This is a genomic window from Geomonas anaerohicana, from assembly GCF_016458305.1.
GTDB classification, from domain to species: Bacteria; Desulfobacterota; Desulfuromonadia; order Geobacterales; family Geobacteraceae; genus Geomonas; species Geomonas anaerohicana.
Genome location: NZ_JAEMHL010000011.1, coordinates 44,487 through 57,532, shown reverse-complemented (window position 1 = coordinate 57,532; position 13,046 = coordinate 44,487). Strand labels below are relative to the sequence as shown.

Here is a 13,046-nt window from a genome sequence, read left to right as displayed (position 1 = left end):
CCGGCAAGACGTTGCCACTGGAGCAATCGCTCAGGGCTTGCTTCTCAGCCGGGACAGGAGATTACTCACGAATTCTTCACGTTCCAAAAGTCCTAAGTGCCATGCCCGGTTGTCGGTGCCTACTCTCTCAGTTTTTAGGTTGGAGAGGGATGACTCGAGTATTTCGATCAGAATGCCCGCCTCTTTTTCAGTCAACTCAATCCTGGTCATATCACTAGCCTCCCTTTTTATATCGAAGCCGCTTCTCCAGCTTTCAGGTTCTCTGACAGAGAGTCGGTAAGGTGATCGATTCCTGGCCTTCATTCGGAGATACAACCCGCTGTTTTACCGACTCGTGTTGTCATCATTATAACTGCCATGAAACGTGTTACAATTAACAAATACGGAACAAGAGCGGTAAGCGGATAGAAAAGCATTGCTCGCTGCCCCGAAAATCGAAGCCAGCGCAACCTTCCCCAGGGGCATGAGCCACTGAAGGAAAGGGGAAGTGACCATTCTCACCAAAATCTCTTGTCAAAACGAAAAGATGAAACCACCTACAGGTCGGTTCTTCGGGCCGAGGTTTCGACACCTTCGAGGGCTGCAATTATCCCGCCGGTCGAGGATTTTCAAAAATGGCAAAGACCTATACGTTCACCACCAAACATTACCCGGCAAATGATCTCCTTGCCCTTGATTTGCAGGGTCACCTGGATGAAATGGCAAAGCTCGGATGGGAGATGGTAAGCACCGAACGACTCAGAACTTCCTTTCCCCTCCGCCGCATAAGCTAAGCTAGTTTTGTACAAAATGCACTTTGACTGTTATAATCTGACCGTAACTCAAGCTCACGCACTGCCCGACTGACACAGACTTTACTTTCAACAACTCTTGTATGCGGGCAATCCATATTGATCGGGGTGAGCCGATGAATGCTCCTGCAAACTTGCCCCGGTCGCTGGTCCGCATTCCATGCCTATTTTGAGTGGAAAACCGGCCTATGTTGCACAAAAAGTACACTATTCTCGTGGCTGATGACGACCCAAATGATCGGCTGCTGATGGAACGAGCTTTCAAGGCCAGCCTTGTAAAGGCAGAGCTTCGACTAGTGACATGCGGAGAAGAAGCAATTGCATACCTTAAAGGTGAAGGAGTGTTCGACGACCGTTCAAACTATCAGTACCCATCATTCCTTCTCACTGACTTGAAAATGTTTCCCGGTGACGGGTTTTCGATTCTCGCCTTTCTGCAAAGTACGCCAGACTCTGCAATCATTCCCACCATCGTACTTTCATCGTCAAATGACTCGGATGACATAAAAAGAGCTTACATGCTTGGAGCCAGCGCCTATATTGTCAAACCGCAGGACCCCAAGGAATTGATTGAATTCCTAAAGGCAATCGCCGCTTTCTGGCTGATCTGTGAAGTGCCTGAGGTGGATGAGGCCGGCCGACGAGTGTCGACAAAAAGTCAAGGGAAATTGGGCGAAAGGTTCACTTGACGACAGCAACGGCGCGCTTGGGCGCCCCCCCCGGAACCGCCATCGCGCAAATAGTTTACCTTTCGCAACACTTTCGCAGGTTGTGCTGGACCTTGCTTCGACTCCATGCATTTCGTCGGACGGAAACCGCAAGGCGGAGCAGTGCTAATGGTCTGATTTTATAGGTTTTGTTGTTTTTTATAGTCGCGGTTGCGCCACAAGCCAACTGGTTCGAACCCCGTGTCCAGTCATTTTGTTGACATTCGATGCAAACCTTCTCTGTACCCTTTGTTGTACCCTAAAGTCTTGCAAACATGGGTAACATGTGATACATGAGTATTCGTCTACGGGTTTTCAACCGTCCGTTATTTTAGCAAGTTGCTGATTTTCTTGAAGTGGGTTCAGGGGGCTTGGTTGCTCTCATAACCCGAAGGTCATAGGTTCAAATCCTATCCCCGCAACCAAACAAATTCAGGGATCTGCAGGCTTCTGCAGATCCCTTTTTGCGTCTGTCAGGCGCATTTTCCCCTGTTCCAACCCAATGGCCCGACCTATCATGTTTTCCGACATGGTGACGGCCCCGTGCGCAGGAAGAATTCCCGATCCAACTTAATGCAAGGTACAAAGGTTCAGGTGCTCGTCGAACTGAGTAGAGACGGAGCCGTTTTCGAATCCTACCCGGTATTCATCAACGTCGATCTGGTCCAAAGCGAATAAAGTATTGGCTTCTTTCTATCACCTCAATACGTACCCTGCGACGTGGCAAAGACGGCAGACATCCGCATTACTTCTCGCATCCTAATGCGACAATGCTTTCGCGCAAAGCCGCCCACTTGTACGGCTTCTGGATGAAGCCAGCCAGCCCCTTGCCAACGAACTTCTGCGTCACTTCCAATTCGCCGAATCCACTACTCATGATCACCTTCACGTTCGGATCCAGCGCCCGTAGCTCCCGGAAGCATTGCTCGCCATCCATCTGCGGCATGGTGAGATCGAGGATCACAAAGGCGATGTCGGGGCGCGCCCGGTACACTTCTATCGCCTCCAGTCCGTCGTTGGCTGTCACGACATCAAAGCCCATCTCCTTGAGCATTTCCGATCCAATGGCCCGAACTGTCTCTTCGTCGTCCACCAAAAGCACGGTGCCGCTTCCTTTGCCATGATCGACCTTGGTGCCCGGATCGAAGCTCTCGGCCGGTTTGTCGCTTGCGGGAAGCAGAATCTTGAACGTGCTCCCCTTGCCGGGCTCACTGTACACCTGGATGGCACCCCTGTGTCCGCGGACGATGCCGAGCACTGCCGCCATGCCCAGGCCCCTGCCGGTGAATTTGGTCGTAAAGAAAGGATCGAACAGCTTGGCGAGCGTTTCCTTGCTCATGCCGGACCCGGTGTCGGTTATTTCTATGAACACGTAAGGCCCATCCTTTATGTTTTCGTCAGGCCAGACATTTCTCAGGTAACTGTGGTCGCATTCCATGCAGCCGCTCGTGATGGCGATCACGCCGCTCTTGTCGCCTATGGCTTCCGAGGCGTTGATCACTAAATTCATGATGACCTGGCGGATCTGGGTGGCATCCGCCTCGACCGTGGGCAAGGGGCGGTTGAGGTTGAGGCGCAACGCAGCCTTTTTCGAAATGGAAACCTCGAGGATGTGCAGCATTTCCTCCAGCAGATCGTTGATGTCATGATTGCCGATGACGAATTTGCCCTTGCCCGAATACGCCAGCATCTGCTTGGCGAGATCGGCGGCACGGGCGGAGGCTTTTTCGATGTTGTGCAGGTTGTCAATGACGGGGGACTCCGGGTTGATGCGCATCAGGGCGAGGTCTGCGTTGCCGATGATCGAGGTAAGGATGTTGTTGAAGTCGTGAGCGATCCCACCGGCCAGCACCCCGAGGCTTTCCAGCTTCTGGGCATGTAGAAGCTGCTGTTCAAGTTTGAGCCTCTCCTCGATGGTGCGCTTGCGTTCTGTTATGTCCCTGGTGAAGGCAAAATTGAACTCATGGCTGCCGAAATGAACGTAGTTGGCGTTGACTTCGATAGGGAATACCCGCCCATCCTTGGCGCGGTGGCGGGTTTCCAGGATGATGTTGCCCCGCCGCCTGAGCTCCTCGAAATGTTTGCACCACACGGAAGGGGGGAAATCCGGGTCGAAATCAAAAATACTCATGCTAAGCAACTCCTCGCGGGAGTAGCCGAGTCCCGCGCAGGCCGCATCGTTGACATAGAGGATCCGCCCCTCGCTGGTGACCCAGAACATGCTGTCGCCCGCGTGGTCGACGCAAAAACGCATCATCTGTAACGATTCCGCAGCGTTTCTCTGCTCGGTGATGTCGTTGAAGGACCAGAAGCGTCCCACGATTTCGTTGCCCACCTTCTGGGGCTGGGTGTACCGCTCCAGGATCCGGCCGTCGGCCAGGTAGAGCGTGTCGGTACTCGATTTTTCCGGATGGTCGTACAGTTCCGTGACCAATCTCAGGAATTCCTCTGGGTTGGCCATCTGGGAGGAGGCATGGGCCAGCAACAACTTGTTGTCCGTCATATCAAGCAGATGCTGCGGTACCTTCCACTGTTCGACAAATCTCTGGTTCCAGCGGGTCGCCTTCCCCTCCAGGTTCACGATGAGGATGCCGTCGCGGGCGGATTCCAGGGCGGCCGTTGCCAGCGCGTTAGAGTAGAGCAGTCTGCTGTCCGCCGTGCGGCGATCTTCCTGCTTTTTCAAGATGAGGCCGATGATGGTTGTGAGGATGGGGTAGATGAGGAGGATTGGCAGGGCGATCTTCTTCAGGATGGCGTTGCGCATCGCGGCAGGGAAAAGGAACATGCAGGAGAGCATGGCGACCTGAACGATGACGCCGAAGACGTACAACTGTATCCAGGTGGGAGACTTGCCCTGCTTGTCCCTCCACTTTGATCCGGCCAACCCAACCAGGGCGGTGACCACAATGACCACCGTTCCGACGATTCCACCCGGCCCCCCTTGGTAGAGCCGGAACGCTCCGGCCATTGCGACCGCTATCGCCGTGGGAATGGGGCCGAAAAAAAGACCGCACAGGCTCAGTAAAACCCACCTGGTGTCGAAATACAAACCCTTTTCCAGTGACCATGGGTTCAGCATGACAGCGATGCAGATAAGCCCCACCAGAACCCCGGTCAGAGCTTCCCGCAGTCTTTTGTCGGAGATCGCATAGATGCTGAACGTGTCATAGACAATGCAGAGAATGAGCATCAATGCCGCATTGTTTAAAAACCCTGTGAACGTATTCAACGTGCCCTCACGTCAGTACATTGATGCTCTAGGAGTGAAACGACAATTTCTCGGACAAGAGATTCCCCCAAAGTTTTAGCGTTGTTATGATATTTGTCAACGTCCTGAAGCTGAAAGGAGCAACGCGAGCCGCTCGGTTTAGAACCTGGCGCCCTTCTCGTTTTCTGAGGCCCAACTCTTTGTGAACTGGTCCGTTTGCAGTGGAACTGAAGGTGTTTCTGCACAAACTGGAACCGTCTGGTGTAAACCGCTTCCAGATCGGTTCAAATCGGGAATGAATCATCGAAGAACCGCGACGTTTTAAAATCATTTGGAAATTTTTCGGTGAATAAGGAATCCGTTTTGCCGGGTGTGGAGGGGGAATCAAGACTTGGAGAACCATAGCAATTGAGAGTGCATCCGCTTTCGGAAAAAAGGATCCGGATTGGACCAATTCGGAAATAGTTTTGCCAGAGGTCGCGACTTTTTTCGAAGAAGGTGGGGGACTTTTTCCGAAACTGATACGGTTCTGTCTAAACCGGATCCGTTTAAGCCGGAATCACTTCTACTTTTACAAGAACCGGATCCATTTCGGCGGGAATCACTACTGCTTTGCTAGGAACGGGATCCGTTTGGACCCGAAACGCTTCTACTTTGCAAAAAAGGGGATGGGTTTAGGCAGGAATTGCTTCTACTTTGGACAGAACGGTATCCATTTCGGCGGGAGTCGCTACTACTTTGATCAGAACGGGACCGCTTGGGCCAGAATCGCTACCACTTTGCAAAAAAGTGGATGCATTTCGTCGGGAGTCTCTGCTACTTCGGATAGAACCGCAACAAAAGGCGGCTTCATTGCACAATGAAACCGCCTTTGTCGTTTTTGTGCCTGTGCGGGGTTAAAGAACTATGATGGTTGCGACCTGTGACCAGGGACCGGTTTTGCCGTCGACGTGAAGCCTGGCCCTGAAGTAAACCCGGCTTGCGGGTTCAAGCCCCTGGTACTGAATCCGGACTTTTTGGTGAATTCCCTGACCGCCCCACGAACCCTCGTTGGAAGGATCGGTACTCATCTGCAGTTCGCACGGGGCATTCTTCGGACGAGTTATGATGACCGTAACGGCACCGGGGACTGGTCCTGATGGGGACTTTACATGTTTAACGGTAACCACCGGAATCTCCGTCAACAGGTTGAGCGACGTTTTCATGATATGCTGCTTTTGCTTCAGTTCCAGTCCGGTTTCCTGCAGAATGGTAGGGTCTTTGCGGTGCAAGGAGAGCATGGTGATGTGCTGAACGTTCATGGCAACCGCCAGCTTTCCCTCCTCCCACACTTCCAGTTTCTTCGCTTTCGCCTCCCGGTTTCCGGTGGCGGCTGAGTCCCGCAACTGCCGCAGGTTCGCCGCTATCTCCCTCAGTCTTTGCCCGTCCGAAAAATATTCGGGCGCGCCCTCCTTGATGACCGCATGTGCGTCCATCCTCTCCGCATGGAATAGCATGAAGGCAATGAATTCGTTGATCGCGAGGTCTTGGTAATGTGCTGCTAAAAGTTCCGGAATGACCGGCATCGTGGCACCTCCTTAAAGCGCGATAAAAGCACGCCAAAAGCTTAGTGGCCTTTAATCCAATTGTCCAGTCCTCCTTGCGAATTTTCCCTAAGGGCGCCACCTCTGCGGCAGATGGGAACCTTGCAACGGAATGAGATTGCCGTGGTGGTATATAGACTCCTCTGGTGTGTTCCTCAAGCCTGGTTGCGGCGAAATACCACTCAAGTTCTCGCGCTGCCGTCTTGGGATCGTATCTGAGCCGCACGGCTTTCCGTAAGGAGCACCGCTATTATCAGGTTCATGTAAAAGGGGCTTTACACTCTGTGTAAAGCCCCTTGATCCCGCAGTGGTCGAACGGCAGGTCATGCCTCGTTTCTACGGCGTTTTCCGTACACCGCGATTCCGGCCAGCCCTACACCCATGAGAAGCATGGTGCCGGGCTCGGGGACCGGGGCGGTCTGGTTGTTATAGTTGAGGCACAGCACAGACTTGTCCAGGTAGAGAAAATCAAGACAGCTGCTTTCCTTGTAGAAGAGGGAGACGTCGAGGGACTGACCCTGCTCCCAGGGCGAGGAGATGCTCGAACTGACGTCGAACTTGGTGGATTCCATTGGATTCCAGAACCAGACCCAGCCTGTGTCGTTTTTGAGCGTCCCCACGAAGTTGCTTTCGACCTGCACGTAGTCGTTGCCGCCGTTCACGAAGTTCGAATAGATCGTCAGCTTGGCACTGTTGACGGTGTCGTACGGCATCGTGAAGTCCCCCGGCATATCCTGCTGCCAGGAGATCTTGCCGGTGCCGAACAGGATCCGGTCCAGGTCGGTGGTGCTCGTGTAGACGGTTGCCCCGGCGATCCCGGTCGCGCCGAGCATCAGCGTGGCGGTAAGAATTCCTGCCCAAATCGCTCTCATTCTCGTGCCCTCCCTTATGGTGATTTTTCCCAACGTTCGTGGGTATCGCAACTAACGTGCCGATCTAGGAATGTCGGGCAGTTATGAGGAGGCAGTGCCCCAGTTGCCTAACTTTTGGCGGTATAGGAAATCAAGTCGTGTAAAGATATGCGACAGGTGTAAAGACGTAGGGAAGCGCCAGCAGCGCACGGGTTGATGGCTTGCATCGTACGCCTGGGCCGGTGTCCTCGACCGATGTTCTCCAAACAATGACGGCGTCCCCTTTGGGGGGACGCCGTCATCTGCTCAACTTACCTATCTATCTAACCTCAGACTCCTCACACTCCGCTCCGGTCGCTCGCGGCGGGGCAGGATCTTCACGGCGAGGAGCGCGGCGCTGCAAGGCACCGCCTGTTGCTAATCCTGCACCGGCACCGCGGCGAGGACCAGTTCTTCGTCCTCCTCGGCCTCCGGCTCAGCCCCCAGGTCGCCTTCCCACTTGGCGACTACTGCGGTGGCGATGCTGTTGCCGATCACGTTGGTCGCGGTACGGCCCATGTCGAGGAACTGGTCGATGCCCATGATGAGCAGCAGACCCGCCTCGGGAAGGTTGAACATGGGGAGGGTGGCGGCAACGACCACCAGCGAGGCGCGGGCCACGCCGGCCATACCCTTACTGGTCAGCATCATCACCAGCAGCAGGGCGATCTGCTTGGAGATGGAAAGTTCGATGTTGTAGACCTGCGCGATGAAGATGACGGCGAAGGCCTGGTACATCATGGAGCCGTCCAGGTTGAAGGAGTAGCCGAGCGGCAGCACGAAACCGGAGACCTTCTCCTTCACGCCGAAGCGCTCCAGGGACTCCAGGGTCTGCGGATAGGCCGCCTCGCTGCTGGCGGTGGAGAAGGCGATCAGCATCGGCTCGCGGATCAGCTTGAGCAGGGTCCAGGTGGAGTTACGCAGGAACAGATAGCCGGCGCCGATCAGCACGGCCCAAAGCACGATCAAGCCGATATAGAAGCTGCCGATGAACTTGCCGTAGGTGGTCAGCACGCCGAGACCCTGCACGGTAATGCAGGACGCCATGGCGGCGAAGACGCCTACCGGGGCGAATTGCATGACGTAGTCGGTCACCTTCAGCATGATGTGCACCAGTTCCTTGACGAAGGCGACCACGGTCTTGGTGGCGTCGTCTTTGAACGAGGCGATGGCGAACCCGAAGAAAACGGAGAAAATCAGGATCTGCAGGATGGAGTTCTTCGCCATGGCATCGAGGAAGCTGGTCGGGAAGATGTTGGTGACGAAATCCTTGAAGTTGAGGGCGGCGACGTTAAGGTTGGTGGTGGCGCCGGTAGCCGGGGCGGGGAGCGAGGTGCCCACGCCGGGCTGGAACAGGTTGACGAACACCATGCCCAGCACCAGGGAGATCACCGAGGCACACAGGAACCAGCCCATGGCGCGGATCCCGATCCGGCCGATCGCCTTGGAGTCGCCGTTGCCGGCGATGCCGGAGACGATGGTGCCGAAGACCAGCGGCGCGATGATCATCTTGATCAGGCGCAGAAAGACCGACGAGATGATGTCGAAGTAGCCTGCAACGACTTTGGCCGCCTTGGCGTCCGGTGCATTGAGGTTACAGAAGTAGCCGACGACGATTCCGAGAATCATCGCCACCAGGATGTAGAGGGTGAGTTTGTTCTTTTTCATGCCGCGTTCTCCTTCAGGTTGAATTGCATAGTTGTCCCCAATTTCACAGCTTCCCATAAAATAGTTTTCTACATCCTGCAGTACCCCCCAGATAGCAAGAGGACTGCCAATTCTGCTCTCTTGCCTTACCTTGACGTAATTCCAGGACCTTAACGAAATGCGCGTGGCGTAGGGGAGGCACGGGGGGGTATAACCTATAGGCGGCAGGCAAGCCCCTGCGGCTGGTTTGTTGTGGGGATACGAGGGGTTAGCCTGTTTCGTCGCAGGTTATAGGGGAGACGCAGGTTATAGGGGTTTTCCGGAAGGGTGGTGGAGCGGAACCCCTCCCGGCCGCGGAGGCGGCGCGAGAGGGTAAAACTATGTTGGGTGATGGTGATTACAGTGCAGAATCACCAGTCTTTTTGAGGCGTTTGCTCAGTGCGGGTTGGGATACCCCGATCAGGCGGCAGGCGATGGACTGGTTTCCCTCGGCCCGGCGCATCGCCTCGGCAACCAGCAGGTCGGCAACTTCGTGCAGGGCAGGGAGGGGCTCGGTCGGGACGAAGACGCTGCGCTCCCCCTGCTCGTTGAGCCGCAAGGCGCGGTGCTGGTCCTTCCCCAGCACCCTCTTGAACGTTTCCATGGAGAGCATGTGCGCCTCGTGGCGGCTCATGGCGTCGTACACCAGCGCCCGCAGTTCGCGCACGTTGCCGGGAAAGGGATAGTTGGTAAGCAGAACCGGCAGTTCTTTTGGGACGGTCGGTTTCTTCTTCTTGAGGTCGCGGGCGGCCTCCTCCAGGAAGTGGTCGAAGAGGAGCGGGATGTCGTCCGGGCGCTCGCGCAGGGCCGGGATGTGGATGTGGTGCCCGCACAGGCGGTAGTAAAAATCCTTGCGGAACTCGCCGGCGGCCTGCTTGGCGGCCAAATCGTGGTGGGTGGCCACCACCACGCGCGCATTCATCCGTTTTGGCACATCGCTGCCGAGGGAGAAGTACTCACCCTCCTGCAACAGGCGCAAAAGTTTCACCTGCGAGGTGATGGCCAGGTCCCCGATCTCGTCGAGGAACAGCGTCCCGTCCGCCGCCCGCTCGATCATGCCGCTACGCGGCAACTCCGCGCCGGTGAAGGCACCCCTGGTGTGGCCGAAGAGCGTGTCGCTGAAGATCTGGTCATCCAGTCCCGCCACGTTCACCGAAACCAGCTGGCCCGGGCGCCGGCTCACCTTGTGCACCGCCCGCGCCACCAGTTCCTTGCCGACGCCGCTTTCGCCGGTGATCAGAATGGGCTGGCTGCTGCCGGCCACCGCCTCGATGTAGCGGAAGATGGAGAGCATGGCCCGATCAGCGGTGAGGATATCGGCAAAGGCCTCGGCGTTTTCCAGCCGGTCGCTGAGGATGCGGGATCTCATCTCCCGGTTTTCCCGCTGCAGGTCGATCATGCGGATGGCGCGGTGGATCCCCTGGATCAGGCGTTCCTCTTCAACGGTCTTCACGAAGAAGTCGAAAGCACCTTTCTGCATGCACTCCACGGCGACGGAAACCTGGTTCAGACCGCTCAGCACGATCACCGGGACCTCCGGGTGTTCTTCGATGATGGCGGGGAGGAGGTCCTGTCCGGAGAGGTTGGGCATGTTCAGGTCCAGGAGGACCAGGCCGATGGGGCGGGAACGGAGCAGCTCGGAGACCTTCCTGCTGTCGGAGCAGCGCACCACGTTGTTGATGCCCCCGGACATGGCGAGGGTCATGCTGATGCTGCGCAGCCACGCCTCCTCGTCGTCCACCAGGAGGATCTCGAAGTCCGGGGTCAGTGCGTCGATCATGTTCATGCTCCTTGCAGGGCGGGCAGTGCCACCCGTACCGTAGTCCCTTCGCCCTGCTGCGACTCGAAGACCATGGTGCCCTGGTGTTCCTTGATGATGGAGGCCGACACCGACAGGCCGAGGCCCGTGCCGCCGGTCTCGCGCTTGGTGGTGAAGAAGGGGTCCGCGATACGGTGCAGGTCATCGCTGGCGATGCCGACCCCCTCGTCACGCACCAGCAGGAGCACTTCGTTGCGCTCGGCGTCAAAGCCGGTGGTGAGGAAGATCCCCTTGGCCGGGTCGGGGAGCGCCTGGCAGGCGTTGAGAATCAGGTTGACCACCACCTGCTCGATGCGTTGCGCGTTGCCCCGGACCGCGGGGAGGCCGTCGGCGAGGTCGGTGACGACGTTGCCGGTGGTCTTGCGGATGGAGTTGTCCACCAGCCTGAGCGCGGCACGGACCACGTCGTTCAAAAGGACCGACTGGTCCATCTGCGAAGTGTCCTTGCGGGCGAAATCCTTGAGGTCCTCTACGATGCGCTTGATGCGGGTGGCGCCGTCGTGCATCTCGTCGATGAGCAGCGGGATGTCCTCGCGAAACTGGGAGTAGCGCAGCCCCCCGATCATGAAGTCCCCTTCCTTTTGGAAGCGCTGTTCCAGGTGCTCTTCGGCAGAGCGGAAGATCTTCTTCAATACCGGCAGGTTGTAGAGCAAAAGCCCGGTCGGGTTGTTGATCTCGTGGGCGATGCCGGAGACTAGGACCCCGAGCGACGCCATCTTGTCCGCCTGGATCAGTTGCTGCTGCTGCAACTGCATCTCCTGGGTGCGCAGCGCTACTTCTTTGGCGAGCCTGCGGTTGATGTAGCCGATGGCGCTCAGCAGCAGCAAAAGCGGCAGCGCCGTGATGGCGGCATAGGTGAGGATCTTGCGCCAAGATACGACAGGCGGCTCCAGCGCGCCGAGCCACTTGTCGTGGATCTTCTGATAGCGCCCGGTGTTCTTCAGGATGGCGAGCCCTTCGCTGAACTGGGACAGGATCTGGTCGTTCCCCTTTTTGACGGCGTAGCAGTACGGCTGACCGGCGAAGAGCCGGCCCACCGGGACGATGTTGGAGAGGCCGAATTCGCGGCTCAGGTAGAGTCCGGGGAGGTTGCCGACTAGGGCGTAGTCGTGCTTGCCGGCGGCTAGCTGGCGCAGCGCGTCGATGTGGGTGTCGACCGGGAAGATGGCGGCGCCCACGTTTTTTTCCAGCAGGTAGTCGTGCATCATGCCGCCGTTTTGCACGAAGACCTCTTTTCCCTTCAGGTCGCCCAGGTCCCGGACCGGCTTGGTGCCGCGGCGGGCGAAGACCGACTGGTTGATGATCGAGTGCGGTGGCGAGAAGTCGTAATCCCGCGCCCGAACCTCCGCCTGGACCATCCCCTGGACGATATCCACCTCGCCCCTCTGCAGCGCCTTCCGTATCTCTTCCCAGCGCCCCAGGCGGATCTCCACCGTCATCCCCATCACCTCGGCGATGGCGCGGGTCAGGTCGACGTTGAATCCGGCCGGGTGGCCGTCCTTGTCGATGAACTCGTACGGGGGATAGTTGTGGTCGCCGCCGACGACGATGGTTCCCGCCGCCGCAGCCCAGCCGGAGCAGGGCGTGAGCATACACAGAACCAGCAGCAGAACCGGCAGGAAACGGCGGGTGTATGGGAGGGCGTAAGTCATGCTGTGCCGTACGAAATCAAAGGGAATGTGGAGTAAAGGCTATCTGAGACACCTCTGCACTCCCGCCTGAACATGAATTGACAGACCTGTGGGCGCAGTTGAGCGTACTACCATCGCACAAGCGTTAGCAAGAGGAAATCAACGAGGGCGAAAACCAAGTGTCAGCAGCAGCCGCCGCAGTACCAGCCGGAAAACTCGGGCAGGAAGACGTTGTCGATGACCTGGATCAAGCCGTTGCCGCAGGTTATGTCTGTCTGCACATATTGCGCGTTGTCGATTACGAGGCGGCCCCCTTGGCTACGGACACTGAGCGATTTGCCACTCTCGGTTAAAAGGTGATCGTTCTGCGCGATCTGCGCCGAACTGTGGCTCCCCTTAACCACGTGATAGGCGAGGAGTGAGGCCAGTTTGTCCTTGTCAGCCGCGATCACCTCCACCTTCACGCGTGTGAAGGCCTCGTCATTGGGAGCGAACAGGGTAAAGGCGCCCGCGCCGTGCAGCCTCTCAGTCAGCCCGGCGCTCTCCAGCAGCGAGAGCAGGGTCTGAAAGGAGCCGTCCGCTTTCAGTGTGTCGATGATGTCTTTCATGTCTTCCCTCCTTCCCGGCAGCCCCACGGGCGTCAGGACTTGTCGTAGCACCGTCAGATGAAACGTGCTGTCTACAGCTGCTGCCTTAATTATAGAAGGGGCGCAGAATGGATGGGAAGAACA

General features: G+C 57.0%; 9 protein-coding genes. 1 reads left to right on the top strand and 8 read right to left on the bottom strand.

Annotated features, from left to right (window positions below):
- Positions 1–30: 30 nt before the first annotated feature.
- On the bottom strand, positions 31–210 hold the full coding sequence (locus JFN91_RS17795) for a hypothetical protein (RefSeq protein ID WP_129126935.1): 180 nt from the start codon (positions 208–210) through the stop codon (positions 31–33).
- A gap of 769 nt (positions 211–979) precedes the next feature.
- Between JFN91_RS17795 and JFN91_RS17790 the strand changes: the two genes are divergently transcribed.
- Positions 980–1,480 carry a response regulator gene (locus JFN91_RS17790; RefSeq protein ID WP_199390507.1) on the top strand — a complete coding sequence of 167 codons (501 nt, stop codon included), beginning with the start codon at positions 980–982 and terminating at the stop codon, positions 1,478–1,480.
- Positions 1,481–2,243: 763 nt separating this feature from the next.
- Here JFN91_RS17790 and JFN91_RS17785 read toward each other — a convergent pair.
- The 7 genes from JFN91_RS17785 to JFN91_RS17755 form a co-directional block, all read right to left on the bottom strand.
- On the bottom strand, positions 2,244–4,688 hold the full coding sequence (locus tag JFN91_RS17785) for a LytS/YhcK type 5TM receptor domain-containing protein (protein WP_236015235.1): 2,445 nt from the start codon (positions 4,686–4,688) through the stop codon (positions 2,244–2,246).
- Positions 4,689–5,602: 914 nt separating this feature from the next.
- Positions 5,603–6,271: a hypothetical protein gene (locus tag JFN91_RS17780; RefSeq protein ID WP_199390506.1), complete on the bottom strand. Its 669-nt coding sequence runs from the start codon at positions 6,269–6,271 to the stop codon at positions 5,603–5,605.
- Between the two features lie 341 nt (positions 6,272–6,612).
- A complete protein-coding gene (locus tag JFN91_RS17775) occupies positions 6,613–7,161 on the bottom strand; it encodes a PEP-CTERM sorting domain-containing protein (protein ID WP_236015234.1) in 549 nt (182 codons plus the stop codon).
- A gap of 396 nt (positions 7,162–7,557) precedes the next feature.
- Complete coding sequence (locus JFN91_RS17770) at positions 7,558–8,847, bottom strand: dicarboxylate/amino acid:cation symporter (protein WP_199390505.1); 1,290 nt, start codon at positions 8,845–8,847, stop codon at positions 7,558–7,560.
- Positions 8,848–9,223: 376 nt separating this feature from the next.
- Complete coding sequence (locus tag JFN91_RS17765; protein WP_199390504.1) at positions 9,224–10,645, bottom strand: sigma-54-dependent transcriptional regulator; 1,422 nt, start codon at positions 10,643–10,645, stop codon at positions 9,224–9,226.
- 2 nt (positions 10,646–10,647) lie between these two features.
- The gene (locus JFN91_RS17760) at positions 10,648–12,336 is read right to left on the bottom strand and encodes a transporter substrate-binding domain-containing protein (RefSeq protein WP_199390503.1); all 1,689 of its coding nucleotides are present in this window, start codon (positions 12,334–12,336) and stop codon (positions 10,648–10,650) included.
- 161 nt (positions 12,337–12,497) lie between these two features.
- On the bottom strand, positions 12,498–12,923 hold the full coding sequence (locus tag JFN91_RS17755; RefSeq protein ID WP_199390502.1) for a fasciclin domain-containing protein: 426 nt from the start codon (positions 12,921–12,923) through the stop codon (positions 12,498–12,500).
- Positions 12,924–13,046 lie beyond the last annotated feature (123 nt).